Annotated in this window: 14 protein-coding genes; 3 read left to right on the top strand and 11 right to left on the bottom strand. The window is 69.0% G+C overall.

Features of this window, described 5'->3' with window-relative positions:
• Positions 1–49: 49 nt before the first annotated feature.
• Positions 50–2593: a DNA topoisomerase (ATP-hydrolyzing) subunit B gene (gene gyrB, locus VHO04_RS04575; RefSeq protein ID WP_329627200.1), complete on the bottom strand. Its 2544-nt coding sequence runs from the start codon at positions 2591–2593 to the stop codon at positions 50–52.
• 106 nt (positions 2594–2699) lie between these two features.
• Between gyrB and VHO04_RS04580 the strand changes: the two genes are divergently transcribed.
• Positions 2700–3134 (top strand): hypothetical protein, encoded by a 435-nt coding sequence (locus VHO04_RS04580; protein WP_329627201.1) that lies wholly within the window; start codon positions 2700–2702, stop codon positions 3132–3134.
• A 37-nt stretch (positions 3135–3171) separates the two neighbouring features.
• Here VHO04_RS04580 and VHO04_RS04585 read toward each other — a convergent pair whose 3' ends face one another.
• The 8 genes from VHO04_RS04585 to VHO04_RS04620 all read right to left on the bottom strand — a co-directional run bounded on the left by VHO04_RS04585 (position 3172) and on the right by VHO04_RS04620 (position 10607).
• The gene (locus VHO04_RS04585) at positions 3172–3666 is read right to left on the bottom strand and encodes a hypothetical protein (protein WP_329627202.1); all 495 of its coding nucleotides are present in this window, start codon (positions 3664–3666) and stop codon (positions 3172–3174) included.
• Positions 3667–3683: 17 nt separating this feature from the next.
• Positions 3684–4379 (bottom strand): nitroreductase, encoded by a 696-nt coding sequence (locus VHO04_RS04590; protein WP_329627203.1) that lies wholly within the window; start codon positions 4377–4379, stop codon positions 3684–3686.
• Positions 4366–5232 (bottom strand): RDD family protein, encoded by an 867-nt coding sequence (locus VHO04_RS04595; protein WP_329627204.1) that lies wholly within the window; start codon positions 5230–5232, stop codon positions 4366–4368. Before VHO04_RS04595 ends, VHO04_RS04590 begins: the two co-directional genes overlap by 14 nt.
• Positions 5229–6257: a stage II sporulation protein M gene (locus VHO04_RS04600; protein WP_329627205.1), complete on the bottom strand. Its 1029-nt coding sequence runs from the start codon at positions 6255–6257 to the stop codon at positions 5229–5231. The genes VHO04_RS04595 and VHO04_RS04600 overlap by 4 nt, the downstream gene beginning before the upstream one ends.
• A complete protein-coding gene (locus VHO04_RS04605) occupies positions 6257–7576 on the bottom strand; it encodes a DUF58 domain-containing protein (RefSeq protein WP_329627206.1) in 1320 nt (439 codons plus the stop codon). The genes VHO04_RS04600 and VHO04_RS04605 overlap by 1 nt, the downstream gene beginning before the upstream one ends.
• A gap of 160 nt (positions 7577–7736) precedes the next feature.
• Positions 7737–8699 carry a MoxR family ATPase gene (locus VHO04_RS04610; RefSeq protein ID WP_329627207.1) on the bottom strand — a complete coding sequence of 321 codons (963 nt, stop codon included), beginning with the start codon at positions 8697–8699 and terminating at the stop codon, positions 7737–7739.
• Positions 8689–9924, bottom strand: a complete 1236-nt coding sequence (locus tag VHO04_RS04615; protein ID WP_329627208.1) for a DUF4350 domain-containing protein — start codon at positions 9922–9924, stop codon at positions 8689–8691. The genes VHO04_RS04610 and VHO04_RS04615 overlap by 11 nt, the downstream gene beginning before the upstream one ends.
• Complete coding sequence (locus VHO04_RS04620) at positions 9921–10607, bottom strand: DUF4129 domain-containing protein (protein ID WP_329627209.1); 687 nt, start codon at positions 10605–10607, stop codon at positions 9921–9923. The genes VHO04_RS04615 and VHO04_RS04620 overlap by 4 nt, the downstream gene beginning before the upstream one ends.
• A 160-nt stretch (positions 10608–10767) precedes the next feature.
• Here VHO04_RS04620 and VHO04_RS04625 point away from each other — a divergent pair, with 160 nt between their 5' ends.
• Both VHO04_RS04625 and VHO04_RS04630 read left to right on the top strand, forming a co-directional pair.
• Positions 10768–12978, top strand: a complete 2211-nt coding sequence (locus tag VHO04_RS04625; RefSeq protein ID WP_329627210.1) for a dehydrogenase E1 component subunit alpha/beta — start codon at positions 10768–10770, stop codon at positions 12976–12978.
• Between the two features lie 142 nt (positions 12979–13120).
• A complete protein-coding gene (locus VHO04_RS04630; protein WP_329627211.1) occupies positions 13121–14167 on the top strand; it encodes an ACP S-malonyltransferase in 1047 nt (348 codons plus the stop codon).
• A 150-nt stretch (positions 14168–14317) separates the two neighbouring features.
• On the opposite strand, the gene VHO04_RS04635 is transcribed toward VHO04_RS04630, so the two are convergent.
• Together VHO04_RS04635 and VHO04_RS04640 are read right to left on the bottom strand one after the other, a co-directional pair.
• A complete protein-coding gene (locus tag VHO04_RS04635; RefSeq protein WP_329627212.1) occupies positions 14318–15004 on the bottom strand; it encodes a response regulator transcription factor in 687 nt (228 codons plus the stop codon).
• Positions 15005–15062: 58 nt separating this feature from the next.
• Positions 15063–16436: a sensor histidine kinase gene (locus VHO04_RS04640; RefSeq protein WP_329627213.1), complete on the bottom strand. Its 1374-nt coding sequence runs from the start codon at positions 16434–16436 to the stop codon at positions 15063–15065.
• Positions 16437–16439 lie beyond the last annotated feature (3 nt).

Below are 16439 nucleotides of genomic sequence, written 5' to 3' on the forward strand. Positions count from 1 at the left end.
TGACAAGCCGCCGCGCGTTGGATCGAACCAAAATCAGGTCAGGATGCTATCAAACGTCCAGATTCGCCACCGACAGCGCGTTGGTCTGAATGAAGTCGCGGCGCGGCTCGACCTCGTCGCCCATCAGCTGCTCGAAGATCAGCTTGACGTCGTCGGCCTGCGCGCCGTCGACGCGCAGCAGCGAGCGGTTCGCGGGGTCGAGCGTGGTTTCCCAAAGCTGTTCGGCGTTCATTTCGCCCAGCCCCTTGTAGCGGCTGATCGACAGCCCCTTGCGGCTGTGCGCGAAGATCGCGTCGAGCAGTTCGGACGGGCGCGTGACCGGGTTCGCCTTGGCGTTCGACGCCGTGGAAACCTCTTCTTCCTCGCCTTCGGCGACGTCGGTCTCGACGGCGGCGGCGCCGGTGGCCTTCACCAGCCGGCCGGGCCGGGCATAGGTTTCGGCCTGCTCGCTCGCCAGCAGGTGGAGGCGGCGCGCTTCCTGGCTTGCGAGGAAAGCGGCGTCGACGACATGATGGTCGCTGACCCCGCGCCAGCGGCGTTCGAGCGTATAGCCGCCGCCCTCGACCGCCTGCACGGTCCAGACGGCTTCGCTGCCGCCGGTCAGCGCGCGCTCGGCGGCGCCGAGCCACGCGGCGGCGGTCTCGGCGGCGCTGTGGCGACCCGCGGTGTCGAGCGCCGGATCGAGCGCGCCGGTGAAGGCCAGCGCCTCGACCAACCCATGGTCGAGGCTGCGCGGCACATAGCGCATCAGCGCGCGCAGCCGCCGACCATGCTCGATCAGTTCGCGCAGGTCGTTGCCCGATCGCGCTCCGCCCGGCGTTTCGAGCAGCAGCGCGTCGATCCCGGCATCGACGAGATAATTTTCGAGCGCGCTATCGTCCTTGAGATAGACCTCGCTCCGCCCCTTCGCGACCTTGTAGAGCGGCGGCTGCGCGATGTAGAGGTGGCCGTTCTCGATGATCTCGGGCATCTGGCGATAGAAGAAGGTCAAAAGCAGCGTGCGGATATGCGCGCCGTCGACGTCGGCGTCGGTCATGATCACGATCTTGTGATAGCGCAATTTTTCGAGATTGAATTCGTCGCGGATACCGGTGCCGAGCGCCTGGATCAGCGTTCCCACTTCCTTCGACGAGATGATGCGGTCGAAGCGCGCGCGCTCGACGTTCAAGATCTTGCCCTTGAGCGGCAGGATCGCCTGCACGTGCCGGTCGCGGCCCTGCTTCGCCGAGCCGCCTGCCGAGTCACCCTCGACCAGGAACAGTTCGCACTTGCTGGGATCGCGCTCCTGGCAGTCGGCGAGCTTGCCGGGAAGCGAGGCGATGTCCATCGCGCCCTTGCGGCGGGTGAGTTCGCGCGCCTTCTTTGCCGCCTCGCGTGCGGCGGCGGCGTCGACGACCTTCTGGATCACCGCCCTGGCATGGGCGGGATTTTCCTCCAGCCATTGGGTCATCCGGTCGGCCATCAGGCTTTCGAGCGGCTGGCGGACCTCGGACGAAACGAGCTTGTCCTTGGTCTGCGACGAGAATTTGGGGTCGGGCAGCTTGACCGAGACAATCGCGGTCAGCCCCTCGCGCATATCCTCGCCGGTCAGCGAGACCTTTTCCTTTTTCAGCAGCCCCGACTTGTCGCCATAGCCGTTCAGGGTCCGCGTCAGCGCGGCGCGGAAGGCGGCGAGATGCGTGCCGCCGTCGCGCTGCGGGATGTTGTTGGTGAAGCAGAGGACATTTTCATAATAGCTGTCGTTCCACTCCAGCGCGACGTCGATGCCGATGCCGTCGCGCTCGGCGCTGATCGCGATCGGGTCGGGGAGCAGCGGATTCTTGCTGCGGTCGAGCCATTTGACGAAGGCCGCGATGCCGCCTTCGTAGAAGAGATCGTGGGTCGCATGTTCGGCATGGCGCGCATCGACCAGCTTGATGCGGACGCCCGAGTTCAGGAAGGCGAGCTCGCGGTAGCGGTGCTCGAGCTTCTCGAAATCGAACTCGGTGACGTTCTTGAACGTCTCGGTCGAGGCCTGGAAGGTCACGCGCGTGCCCTTCTTGCCTGCGGGGGCGGGGCCGCGGACGACGAGCGGGGCGACCGAATCGCCATGCTCGAAGCGCATCCAATGCTCCTCGCCGTCGCGCCATATCGTCAGTTCGAGCCATTCCGACAGCGCGTTGACGACGCTGACGCCGACGCCGTGGAGGCCGCCCGACACCTTGTAGGCATTGTCGTCGCTCGTATTCTCGAACTTCCCGCCGGCGTGGAGCTGGGTCATGATGACCTCGGCCGCCGAAATGCCTTCCTCGGCATGGATGCCGGTCGGGATGCCGCGGCCATTGTCCTCGACGCTGACCGATCCGTCGCTGTTCAAGGTGATGAGCACGAGGTCGCAATGCCCGGCGAGCGCTTCGTCGATCGCATTGTCGCTGACCTCGAACACCATATGGTGCAGGCCCGACCCATCGTCGGTGTCGCCGATATACATGCCGGGGCGCTTGCGGACCGCGTCGAGGCCCTTCAGGACCTTGATCGAATCGGCGCCATAGGCGTTTGCGTTGGGCTGTTTGGAAGCGCTTTCGCTAGCGCCGTTCTCACTCGGTTCTGTCATATCGATTATATAGGGTCGAGGGGCGCAAAACCCAAGCGAAAATGCGCCTCTCGGCGTTTTCGGATGGGCCGTTGCGCGCGCGCGCCGCGGCGGCTAGTTTCGCGGCATGAAACATCGTCTCCCGGCCTCTGTCACCACCGTCCTCGCGGCCTCGCTCGCGGCGTGCAGCCAGCCCGCACCCCCCGCCGACAATGCCCCCACTGTCGCGGGCGAACCGCTTGCGACCCGCGCGGTGATGATCGGCACCGAGGGACCGAGCCTGCCCGCCTGCGCGAGCACCAGCCGCGTCAAGGCGGGCGGCACCGACGTCTATTGGGCGCCGGGCGAAACGCGCGCGGTGAAAGCGAAGCTCGCGGGCACCATGAAAGTGTCGGTGTGCGAGGCGACCGACGATGACGCCTGGTTCGGCATCGTCTTCGCGGGACCGGGGATCGACGAGGACATGTGCGGCGTCGGCCGTTCGGTCGCGAACGCGCGCGAATATCAGGGGCCGTGCCGCTGGGGCTGGATCCGGGGCGGGACGGTGCAACTGGGGGCATAAGAATAAGCGTTGCCCCCGCGAAGGCGGGGGCGACGTGCTATCGGCAATCCTCGATGACCCGCCCGATCTCGGACTGCACCGGCAGGGTCAACGCGCCGCTGCCCGATTCGAGCGCGAAGCGGCCGCGGCTGAAGGCGATGCGATCGAGCCGAATGTCGCGGCCGGGCACCGTCGCGGCGCCGCCGTCGAAGCGAATCTGGTCGGTGCCCGCGCTGGTGCGGAGCGCGACGGCGCCGTCGAGCGGCGCGGTCAGGTGGAGGTTGCCGCCGGCGCAGCGCATCGTCAGCAGCGGGCTCGCGCTGCCGGTCGGGGCGAAGGTCGCGGTGCGGCTGCCCGCGTCATAGCGCCAGCCGCCAGGGTTGAGCGCCCTTTCCTCCCACGACTGGCTCGGTGACGGCAGGGGCGCGGGCGTCGGCGCGGGGCGCGGCGCCGGGGCAGGCGGCGGCGCCTGCGGCGTCGGCACCGCGGCGCAGCCCGCCATCGCGAGCGCCATGACGATCGCGAGAGCGCTTCCCGCCTGCTTGCCGCTCATTGTCCGAAACCCCATGCTCAAAAACCTTGCCAATCGATCACCTCATTCAGGTCCACGCGCGGGACCGGCCATTGGTTCACCGCTTGCTCGTCATCGGCGTGGCCGATCGCGAGGCCGGTAAACAGGATCTGATCCTCCCCGAGGCCCAGCGTCTCGCGCACCGTCTGTCCGTACATCGCCCAGCATTCCTGCGGACAGCTCGCGAGGCCATGCTCGACGAGCAGCAGCATCACCGATTGCAGCCACATCCCCATGTCGGACCATTGCGGCGGCCCCATGATGCGCGAGCAATGGAGGAAAAGCATCACCGGTGCGCCGAAACCCTGGTAATTTTCCATGAACCGAGCGAGCCGCGCCGCCTTGTCCTCGCGCGGGATGCCGAGCGAGGCGTAAAGCGCTTCGCCGACGCCGAAACGGCGGCTTTCCCACGGATCGGTGAGGCCCCTGGGATAGATGTCATATTCCGCCTGTTGACCCTCGCGCCCCATTGCGATGCGCGCCGCGACCGCAGTCTTGACGCGCTCCCAAGGCTCGCCGGTGACGAGCGTGACCTGCCACGGCTGAAGGTTGCCGCCCGACGGCGCGCGCTGCGCGGCAGCGAACACCGCCTTCAGCACATCGGGATCGACGGGCGCGCCGGTGAAGGCGCGGACCGAGCGGCGGCGGTGCAGCGCCTCGGTCACCGAAGGGGAGAGCGTGTCAGTCGCTGGCATATTTATCCTCTCGTCGCTTGCCGAACAGCAGGGCGCGTTCGAGCCGGCCCTTGAGCTGCCGGTAATAGGAAAGCAGGAAGACGTCATCCTCTTCGGCGATCGGGCGGCCGATCTTGGTGCGGATCGTATCGGCAACCTCGCGCATCGCGCGCGGATCGCGGGCGCGCAGGACGCGTTCGAGTTCCTGAAGCTCGTAGATGCCATAGACCGCGAGTTCGGCGTCGGTGAAGCGGATCGTCCCGGCCTCCGCCTCCGCCGCGATGTCGCTGTCGAGCTTGGCGCGCTCGGCCATCACGACCCAGGTGCCCGCGATCAGGTCGCCCATCCGCATCCGGTCGCGGTTGAAAAGCAGGAACAGGCTGAGCGTCAGCGACCAGATCACGCCGGCAAGGAGCGTCCAGCCCGACACCATGTCCTCGGCGGCGCCGACCCCGAGCATCATCAGCGGCAGGAAGAGTTCGAGCTCGCGGATCAGGTTGCGCGCGACCACCGCATCGGCGGTCAACCGCCCGCCGTCGCGCGCGACGACGCGGATGCCCATCATCCTTTTGCCCGGGGTCGCAGCGCGCGACCCGAGTTCGAAGCCGATGAACCAGAAGGTGCGCAGGAGGAAGGCGCCGAGCATCCAGACGACCTCGGCGACGCCGCCCTTCACCGCGAAGCCGATCCAGACCATGAGTAGGGTGAAAAGCAGCAGCGCCAGGTTGATGATGACGAAATCGACGACCAAGGCTCCGAAACGAAGCCCGGCGCTGGCGATGCGCAATTGCAGATCGACGCCTTCGGGCGTCACGAATTCGCGCACCTTCCTGGCCTGCGCCGACCGCAGCTTCGCGTGAGCGGCGGCGGTCATGCGACATCCTCGCGGCGCGGGATATAATAATAGGCGAGCCAGAAGAGCAGCATCACCGTGCCGATGGCATAGCGCAGCATCGTGTCGGTGATGAGCTGGCGCCCGAAGCCCTCAAGCACGCCGGCGACGAGCAGCATCAGGATGACGCCGATCATCACCTTGCCCGCGGTCCGCCCCGCGTCGGCCGCCGCCTCCAGCCGGCCGCGCGCGCCCGGGAAGACCACCGCGGCGCCGATCCGCAGGCCGGCGGCGCCCGACAGAGCGGCGGCGAACAGTTCCGTCGTGCCGTGGATGAACAGCCAGCCGCCGAAATCGACCCCCAGCCCCTTGCCCGAAAACAGCGCGAGCATCGCGCCGAGCCCGATGCCCTGATAATATTCGAGCATCATCGTCGGCACGCCGAAGGCAAAGCCCAGCGCGAAGGACAGGATCGACACCTGGCTGTTGTGGGTGAAGAGATAGGTCGCGAAAACGTGGAGCCCGCTGCTCTGCTCGTCGGCCGCCGCCTTGCCGTGGCCGAGCGTCGATCGCAGATAATCGACCGTTGCGTGCGGATCGCGGCCGCCCGACATCTCCTCGGGAACGAAATTATAATACCATTCGGGGTTGCTCGCGACGAGCGCATAGCTGGTCAGCGCACCGAGGATGATGACGAGCGCGATGATCAGCGTTTCCTTCCACACCGCGCGCACCGCGGCGGGCCAGTCGTAGCGGAAGAAGCGGCGGATGCGGCTCGCCCGCGTCTCGCGCACGCCATAGACGAGGAAATAGCCGCGGATCGACAGCGCCTCGAGATGGCCGAGCAGCGCCTTGTCGAGGCTGGTCGCACGCGCGATCGACAGCGAGGAGAGCGTCGCGCGGTAAAGGATCGGGAGCTGGAGCAGCTCGTCGCTGGTCAGCGCCGCCGCGCCCTTCCTTTCCAGCCTGGTCAGCAGCAGGTCGAAGGCGATCCAGTCGGCCTCGCGCTCGGCGCGGAAGCGGCTGGTCGAAAAGGCGGGAAGCTCGGCCGTGCTCAAAGGCTGCATCACAGGCTCCCCTGGCGCTTGATGCCGAGATAGGCCTCGACCACGCTCGCGCCCATCGCGTCGGCGGGAACCTCGATCACGTCGGCGCCGAGCCGCTGGAGCCGCGCGATCACCAGCTGCCGGTCGCGCAGCATCGCCGCGGCGACGTTCGCGCGCGTGACGTCGGCGGCGCTTTCGGGCCGCCGCCGCTCGACCTCCTCGACCTCGTCGTCGCGGATGACGACGAACAGCAGCCGGTGCTTCTTCACCAGCCGGCCGGCAGCCCGGATCATCAGGTCGGCGCTCGTCGCGTCGGTGAATTCGGTGAACAGGATGATCAGCGAGCGGCGGTTGAGCTGGGCGCCGAGGGTGCTCAGCGCGAGGGTGAAATTGCTCTCGACTGGCGCATAGTCGATCAGGCTCGCGGCGCGTTGCAGCGCCGGGAAATCCTGGACGTGCATATAGGCGGGGGTCAGCGCCTGCGGCTTGGCGGCGAAGGAGAAGAGGCTGATGCGGTCGCCGAGCTTCAGCCCCGCGAAGGCGAGCAGCAGCGCCGCCGACACCGCGCGGTCGACGCGCGGCATGCCGCCGACCGGCTCGGCCATCGTCCGCCCGCCGTCGATCGCTAGGATGACGCGGTTGTCGCGCTCGACGCGATATTCCTTGGCGAGCAGCTTGACGTGACGCGCCGAGGCGTTCCAGTCGATCGCGCGCCGGTCCATTCCGGGCTGATATTCGGCAAGCGCCTCATATTCGCTGCCCTCGCCGCGACGCTGCTGCTGACGCAGGCCGAACCAGCTATCGCGCTGGAACAGGCGGCGCCCCTCCTCGGTCACCGCGCGCAGGCTGGGGACCACGGCGATCACGCGATCGAGCGCGAAGCGGCGCTGTTTCCAGACGAGGCCGAACGGCCCCGCCCAGCGAATCCACAGCGTCTCGAGTTGCGCCTGCCCGCGCCGCGATGCGGCGAGCGGCAGGGTACGGACGAGCGCGCCATCCGAATCGCTCGCGCGGAGCATCTCGTCCGCAAGCCGCCCGCCGGGGGCGAACCGCTCGTCGAGCGCGAGCGCCATTTCGGCGCGGCGCGGCACCGCGGGGCCGGTCGCGACGAGCCGGAGGTCGAAGGGGTCGCCGACCCCCGCCTGATGCGGCGCCTCGGCCGCGAGGGCGAGGCGCCGCGGACTCGCGCCGAGCATCGCGTCGAGCAACAGGCCAATCAGGATCAGGGCGATCCACGCGGGCGCGACGATCCACAGCGTGGGCCGGATCAGCCCGAGCGCCAGCGCCACCGGGGCACCGAGCAGCAGCAGATAAATCGCGCGCCGGGTGGGGTAGATCATGACAAGAAATCCTCCCTGCGGCGGAGCCGTGGGGAGGTGGCAGCGCGAAGCGCTGACGGAGGGGCACTGGCGCAGCCGTTGCCGCCCCTCCACCACTCGCTTCGCGAGCGGTCCCCCTCCCCACCGCTACGCGGCAGGGAGGATCGGGTGATTTTCCCCATCACCGCGGCACATCCTCGCGCTCGATGATGTCGGCGACGACCTGTTCGACGCTGCGGCCCTCGATTTCGGCGGCGGCCGACAGGATGAGGCGGTGGCGCAGCACCCCGGCGGCGAGCCGCTGGACGTCGTCGGGGATCACATAGTCGCGCCCTTCGAGCGCCGCCGCGGCGCAGGCGGCGCGCGCGAGCAACGTCGCGGCGCGCGGGGACGCGCCGCATTCCAGGTCGGCGCTCGCGCGCGTCGCGCGGATCAGGCGGACGATATAGTCGACGATCTCCTCGGCGAGGCGGACGGTCGCGATCGCGTCGATCGCGGCGCCGATCGCCCTGGCGTCGGCGACCTGCGCGACCCCGAAATCGGCGATCGCGGGGCTCTTGAAGCGGCCGCCATGGTCGGCGACGATCCGCCGCTCTTCGGCGGCGTCGGGATAGTCGACGACGAGTTTGAAGAGGAAGCGGTCGAGCTGCGCCTCGGGCAGCGGGTAGACGCCCTGCTGCTCGATCGGATTCTGCGTCGCGAGCACGGTGAAGCGCGGGCTCATCGCGTGCGGCTCGCCGTTGATCGTCACGCGGCGTTCCTGCATCGCCTCGAGCAGCGCGGCCTGCGTCTTGGGCGGGGTGCGGTTGATCTCGTCGGCGAGCAGCAGCTCGGTGAAGATCGGCCCCTTGGTCAGGGTGAAACTCGACGTCTGGAAATTGAACAGGTTCGATCCCAAAATGTCGCCGGGCATCAGGTCGGGGGTGAACTGGATTCGCCCGAAATCGAGCCCGACCGCGCGCGCAAAGGCCTGCGCGAGCAGGGTTTTCGCGGTGCCCGGCGGGCCTTCGAGCAGCACATGGCCGCCTGCGAGCAGCGCGATCGTCACCATGCGCGTCAGCGGCACCTGGCCGAACACCGCCTTGGCGACCTCGCCCTCGATCGCGGCGCCCAGCGCCTGGACGCTCTCGATATTAGCCGTCACGGAGTAATTCCTTCCTGATGTCGCTGAGCGCCTGCGCGCCCTCCAGAAACTCATGTCTGTTGCGCGCGAGCGGCAGCCGCCGTGCCAACGCGGAGAAAAGGTCGCTGCCCGCTTTCAGCCGCCGGTCGATCCAGGCGTCGGTCGCCTGCGCGTCGATCCCGCTCGGGGCGTGCAGCCGCCGCGCGATCGCGCTCCGCTGGCTCGCCACATAGGCGTCGGCGCCGTCGAGCTCGCGGCGCGCCTGGCGAACGAGGTCGGCACTGTTCGCGATCAGCGCCGCCTTCGACACCGGAATCGCGCGGCCGGGCTTCAGCGCCGGGCCGAAGCGCACCCACGCCTGCCACAGCGCGAGCAGCCCCGCCGCGATCAGGCAGAGCGTGATGCCGATGAAGGGCGGTACGAAGGCAAAACGCAGCAGCGAGCGCTGGCCGCCGAAGCCGTTCAACGTCAGGTCGAAGGCGAAGCCGTCGGCGGCGGCGTCTTCGGCGACGGCATCGATCAGCATCGCCGCCGCGCGCCCCCGGTCGCGCGACGCGAAGGCGAGATTGTCGATCAGGTCGGGGTCGGCGAGGATATAGATATCGCGGTCCTTCGCGCGTGCGAGCACCGCGCCGCCGTTCGCGCCTTCGATCAGCGGCTCGATGCCGTCGCCGTCGACGACCTGCGCATCCTCGGGAAGATAGGCCGCGAAGCGACGTCCCGCGACCTCGGCCGCGACCGCCTGCGCCTTTGCTTCAGGGGCGCGGATACGGACCTTGCCGAACAATGGTTCGGGGAGCAGCGCGTCGCTTGGGGCGGCGGGAAAGCCGGCGCTGACCCATCCCGGCTTCGGCGTCCGGCCGGGGATGCGAAGCGTTTGCCATTTGGGCAGCACCAGCAGGACGCGATCGCGCTGGCGGGTCAACAGGTCTGTGATCTCTTCGGCTTTGCTGTTGTGCTTGGGGGTGAGGATCAGGAGCGGCCCGCTGTCGTCGGACGAGTCGTCATCGACGACGCGGCGGCGCAGTTCGACATCGGCGCCCGCGCGCTCGGCGAGGTCGACGACCGCGGCAAAGCCCGGCGCCGCCTTCGACAGCGCATGGCCGCCGCCGTCGTTGCCGCTCGACAATTGCGGGCCGAGCGCGACCAGCGCCCAGAGCGCGACGAAGGCGACGACGCCGACGAGAACGAGCCCCGCGATCAGCAGCGGGTTGAAGCCATGGTCGCCGCCGCGTGCGCCGCTCATGCCCGCGCCCAATTCTTCGGCACCGTCAGTTCGGCATAGGCGGTGCGGCATTCCTGCCATGCGGTTTCGTCGATCGAGCGGCCGCCGAACAGGCTGATCTCGACCGCGCGGGCGATCCGGCTGAAGGCATGGCGCGACACCGAAGGCAGGTCGGCGGCGGCCGCCAGCTCGCGCGAGGTCATCGCCGGGCGGACGAGGCCCGGGCGGCGCCCCGCGATGTCGTCGACGCTGCGATAGAGGAGCAGGTGCACCGCCTCGGCGAAGCGCCCGGCGGCGGCGAGAGCATCGGCATCGGCAAGCCGCGCCCGCGCCGCGCCCGCCTCGGCCTCGCCGATGCTTTCCTCGGCTTCCCCGGCGCGGCGCTTGCGGCCGAGGCGGAGATTGTCGACCCAATCGGCGAAGGCGGGGACGAAATGATAGAGGATGAGGAGCAGCAGCGCCGCGGCGCCGATCCACATCAACGGCTTGAGTGCTGGCGCCGTCCATTCGAAGAAATCGCGCAGCCAGCCGAGATCCCATTGCGGATTGTCGCGCGGCGGCGGTGGCGGCGGAAAGCCCGTCTGGATCGTATCGCCTGCCATCGTCTGGCTGTAGCCCGGGCCCAGAAGCTCGGGATCGAGGAGCCAGCCCTGCCCCGCGTCGGTTCCCGCCGACGCCTCCTGCGCGATCCCCAGCGTCATCATGTTGAAATATCGGCCCCGCCCTGATCGCTCATCGGGAAGGTGGTAGCGCGGGGCGCCGCGAGAAGGCAAGAGAGGCTTGCGCGCCGAGCGGCCCCGTTCTAGCGCGCGCCCGACAAGGGCCGGTGGTTGCACGGGTAACCATCGGCAAAGCGGACGGAGGATGTCGGTGGACGCGGCGCAGGCAGTACATGAAAAATTCCTCGCCGCGCTGGCGAGCGGTTCGCTGGCCCGAAGTGCCGATGCGCCCGATCCCGCGGGGGCCGGCCTGTCGCGCACCGAGGCGACCGACATCTTCCTGTCGCAATTGACCAGTCGCCAGATGGACCGGTTGTCGCGTGCGTTACAGGCGCGCGGCGAAGGCTTTTACACGATCGGATCGTCGGGACACGAGGGCAATGCCGCGGTTGCCGCGGCGTTGCGCGTCACCGACATGGCGTTTCTCCATTACCGCTCGAACGCCTTCCAGCTCCACCGGTCGCGTCAGCTTCCGGGCGGGACGCCGACGTGGGACATGCTGCTGAGCTTCGCGGCGTCGAGCGAAGACCCGATTTCGGGCGGGCGGCACAAGGTGATCGGGTCGAAACCGCTGGCGATCCCGCCGCAGACCTCGACGATCGCCTCGCACCTGCCCAAGGCGGTCGGCGCCGCCTTCTCGATCGGCATCGCACGAAGGCTGGGAATGGAGGATTGCCCGCTGCCCGGCGACGCGGTCGTGCTCGCGAGCTTCGGCGACGCCTCGGCGAACCATTCGACCGCGCAGGGCGCGTTCAACACCGCGGGCTGGTCGGCGTTCCAAGGCTCGCCGATGCCGCTGATCTTCCTCTGCGAGGATAATGGCATCGGCATTTCGACGCGCACGCCGACGGGGTGGATCGAGGCGCAGTTCCGTCACCGCGCCGGGCTGCACTATATCCGGTGCGACGGCACCGATCTCGTTTCGGCCTATGCCGGAGCGTGCGAGGCGGCCGACTATGCGCGGCGGACCCGCAAGCCGGTGTTCCTGCACATGGGCACCGTGCGTCTCTATGGGCACGCCGGGTCGGACGTGCAGGGCGCCTATCTGCCCAAGGCGTTGATCGAGGCCGACGAGGCGCGCGACCCGCTGCTCGCGGGCGCGGCGCTGATGGCCGAGCAGGGCTGGATGACCCCCGCCGAAGTTGCGGGCGCCTATGAAGAGATCGGCGCGACGCTCGCGCGGCAGGCCGAGGCGGCGATAAAGCGGCCGAAGATCACCACCCCCGCGGGCGTGATGGAAAGCCTCGTCCCGCTCAGGCGCGACCTGGTCCGCGCGAACACGCCGTCGGCCGAGGACCGCAAGGCGCTGTTCGGCAGCGATGCCGCGCAGATGGACAAGCCGATGCACATGGCGCGGCTGTTGTCGTGGGCACTCGCCGACCTGATGCTCGCGCACAAGGAAATCGTCGTCGCGGGCGAGGATGTCGGGCCGAAGGGCGGCGTCTACAACGTCACCGCCAAGCTCCACCAGCGTTTCGGCTCGGCGCGCGTCGTCAACACTTTGCTCGACGAACAGGCGATCCTGGGGCTCGCGATCGGCATGGCGCACAACGGCTTCGTGCCGATGCCCGAGATCCAGTTCCTCGCTTATGTCCACAATGCCGAGGACCAGATTCGCGGCGAGGCGGCGACCCTCAGCTTCTTCTCGAACGGGCAATACACAAATCCGATGGTGATCCGCATTGCGGGGCTCGGCTATCAGAAGGGCTTCGGCGGCCATTTCCACAACGACAACAGCCTTGCGGTATTCCGCGACATTCCGGGGGTGATCCTCGCGGTGCCGTCGAACGGCCGCGATGCCGTCCACATGCTCCGCGAATGCGTGCGGCTGGCGCGCGAGGAGCAGCGCGTCGTCGTCTTCGTCGAGCCGATCGCGCTCTACATGACCCGCGACCTGCACGCGGATGGCGATGGCCTCTGGACCAGCGTCTATGAGGCGCCGGGCGAAGGCGCGCCGATCCGGCTCGGCGAGGTCGGGGTGCATGGCGACGGCACCGACCTCGCGGTCGTCACCTATGGCAATGGATATTATTTGTCGCGTCAGGCCGAGAAACTGCTTGCCGCCGATGGCGTGAAAGCGCGCGTGATCGACCTCCGCTGGCTGAATCCGGTGAACGAGGAGGCGTTGGTTGCCGCAGTCGGCGATGCGAAGCGCATTCTGATCGTCGACGAATGCCGCATCACCGGGTCGCAGAGCGAAGCGCTGATGGCGCTGTTCGTCGAACAGACGCCGGAGAAGACGCTCGCGCGCCTCGCCGCCGACGACAGCTTCATCCCGCTGGGCCGGGCGGCGACGCTGACCCTGCCGAGCCGCGATTCGATCGTGGCGGCAGCGAGGGAGCTGCTGGCGCGATGATCATATCCCGGCCCGTGCCCCTGCGAAAGCAGGGGCCCATCTCCGATGCTTTCGTTTTACGGAGCCGGTCGCTCGATGCCGTCAGGTTCGATGATGGGCCCCTGCTTTCGCAGGGGCACGGGGCCGGGAAGAGGGGTTGGTGATGGGCGAAAAGAAGACCGCGATCGTCGTCGCGCCGGGGCGCGGCACCTATGGCAAGGGCGAGCTTGGCAGCATCGCACGGCTTCACGGCGCGCGCTTCGCCGGCCTCATCGCCGATTTCGACGCGCAGCGCCGCGCGCGCGGCCAGCCGACGGTCAGCGAACTCGACAGCGCCGAGCGTTTCAGCGTCGCAACGCATATGCGCGGCGATGTCGCGGCGCCGCTGATCTATGCCGCCACCGCGCTCGACTGGCTGAGCATCGACCGCGAAAAATACGACGTCGTCGCGGCGCTCGGCAATTCGATGGGCTGGTACAGCGCCCTCGCGCTCGGCGGCGCGGTGACGATCGAGGACGGCTTCCGTATCAGCAATGCGATGGGGCTCAACAGCCAGACGCATGGGCCGGGCGGGCAGATCCTGCTGCAGATCGTCGACGCGGATTGGCGGCCGGTGCCGGGGCTGCGCGAGACATTGCTCGCGCTCGTCGCTGATATAAGCGCGCGGCCGGGCCATGCGCTGGCGCTGTCGATCGACCTCGCGGGGATGCTGGTGCTCGCGGGCGATGAGGCGGGCCTTGCCGCGCTCACCGCCGAAGCGCCGCCGACGCCGGGACGCGATCCGCTGCGGCTGGCGGGACATGGGCCTTTCCACACCCCCTTGATGATCGGCAGCTCGGACAAGGCGAAGGCCGAATTGCCGGCGTCGCTGTTCGGCGCGCCCGCGATCCCGCTGGTCGACGGGCGCGGCCATATCTGGCGTCGCTTCGCGTCCGACCCGGCGGAGATGTGGCATTACACTTTCGGTCACCAGATTCTCGCGCCCTATGATTTCGCGCTGTCGGTCGAGGTCGCGGTCAGGGAGTTCGCGCCCGACGTCGTCATTCTGCCCGGTCCCGGCGACACGCTGGGCGGCGCGATCGCGCAGGCGCTGATCGGCATCGAGTGGCAGGGGATCGCAAGCAAGAGTGATTTCATGGCGCGGCAGGCGGCCGACCCCATCCTGCTGTCGATGGGCCGCGCCGAACAGCGCGCTCTGGTAACGGGATAGGGTCATCGCCCGGCCGGATTGGAACCGGCGGAGGTGGAACATCCTCCGCCGGTCCCGCCTGGGATCCCGCGATCAGGTGGGGTTGATCGCGGGCACGAACGGCGATGCCGATGGGGACCAACTCAAAGGCACCCGTCCGTTCGTTATCCCTTATAGGCGCCGCGCCGCGTCGATGGCCGCGCCAAAGGGAGTAGCCGCTCCGTTATGGAGATGATTGTTCGCGGCCTGCTCGGCAGTGAAGGCGAGGCGGAGCAGTTCGGCGACGCTGCCCGCGTCGGTGCGCCGCATGATGTTCGCACGGTGGACCTCGACCGTGCGCGGGCTGAGGTCGAGCCGCCGTGCGATCGCCTTGTTGCCGAGCCCGGCGGCGATCGCGTCCAATATGTCGCGCTCGCGCGGGGTCAGCGCGGCGAGCCGGGTTTCGGCCTCGCGCCGCCGCGTCAGCACCGCGCGCCGCGCCGCCCAGTCGGCGACCGCGCCGTCGATCGTGCGGCGGACGAGGCGCGGGTCGAGCGGCGCGGGGAGCAGGTCGTGCGCGCCGCCGCGCAGGATCGCGCGGCTTTCGGCGATCGTCAGCCGACTCGCGGCGACGAAGGCGGTGATGTCGCTGCGTCCGCCGATCCGGCCGAGCAGCGCTTCGCCGCCGACGCCGCCGGGCTGGCGCCAGTGGAAAAGCAGGATCGCGCAGTCGGCGTCGGCGCCCGCCTCGATCCAGGCGTCGCCGCTCGCGAAGCTGCGGACGATCCGTCCGGGCCGGTCGGCAAGCGTGCGGAAACAGGCCGCGCGCTCGACGGCGTCGGGAAGGATCAGATGGATAGGCGCGCTTTGTTCGTTCACCGCCCAAGGCTGGCGGTGATCGGGTGCCGCGCCTAGAAGGGTCCAGTCGGCTTCGGCGTCAATCCGAAGCAATCGGCAGATCGAGCCTGACGATCGTCCCGTGCGGATCGGCGCGCGCGATCGCCATCCGCCCGTCGTGCATGTGCGCGATCGTCAGGGCGAGCGACAGGCCCAGCCCCGCCCCCGAGCCGCCGCGCGCGGGATCGAGCCGGACGAAGCGCTTCGCCGCCTCGCCGATGCGGTCTTCGGGAATGCCGGGGCCGTCGTCGGCGACCGACAGCACAACCTCGCTTCCCGCCCCGCGAACCGCCGCGAGCCGGATGACCGAGCCGCCGCGCGCATATTTGAGTGCATTGTCGATCAGGTTCGACAGCGCGCGGAGCAGCATTTCGCGGTGCGCGACGACGTCGAGTCCATCGGGGGAATCGACGCGGATCGCGAAGCCTTCGTCCTCGGCGAGTGGGCCATAGACTTCGGCGAGGTCTTCGAGCAGCGGCGTGAGCGCGAAGCGCGCGAACTGGTCGCGGCCGATCCCCGCCTCGGCGCGGCTGATCTCGAGCGCGGTGTCGAGCAGGCGGTGCAGGCTGTCGGCCTCGTCGATCGCGCCGGCGAGCGCGGTGGCGGCGGTTTCGTCCCGCGTGCGGCCGAGTGCCTGTTCGAGCACGGCTTTCAATCGCGACACCGGCGACCGCAGATCGTGCGCCATCGAATCGGTGACCATGCGCAGTTCGCCGACCAGCGTCTCGATCCGGTCGAGCATCGCATTGATCGACACGCCGAGCCGGTCGAAGGCGTCGCCGGTCTCGTCGCGCTCGACGCGCGCGTCGAGCTTGCCGCCCGCGATCGCCGCGGCGGCGCGCGCGAAGGCATCGACGCGGCGTGCCAATATCCAGGCGGCGATCGCCGCGACGATCGCCGCGAGCAGGATTCCCGCTGCGAGCGCGTAAAGGAAAGCCGCCTGGCTCGCTCGCGCGAGCTGCGCCTGCGCTTCGAGCACTTCGCCGGTCAGCAGCACGCGGCCATCGGGGAGCCGGGCCGTGACGATCCCCATCTCCTCGGCGGCTTGCCCGCCCGCGCGGAACAGGCTGATCCGGCGCCAGTCTTCGGCCGGGCCGACGGTCGCGGGCCATTGCGTGAGGTTGCCGGCGACCGGCGCGCCGCCGGGGCCTTTCAGCAGGACGACGAAATTCCGGTCGTCGCGCGCCGCCAGCCGGTCGCGGATCGCGCGGACGAGCCCGGCCTCGCCCTCGCGCCGATATTCCTCGGCGAAATCGTCGCGCGCGACCTCGGCGGCGGTGCGCGCGTCGGCGAGGATCGTCGCTTCGGTGAAGCGGTGGATGATCGTCAGACCGAGCGCGAGCGCCGCGACCTGGACGAGCAGCAGCGCCAGCGCCAGCCGGACCGTCGTCGATTGCAGGAAGCCGCGCCTCACGGA

The organism is Sphingopyxis sp. (assembly GCF_036261875.1).
Lineage (GTDB): Bacteria > Pseudomonadota > Alphaproteobacteria > Sphingomonadales > Sphingomonadaceae > Sphingopyxis.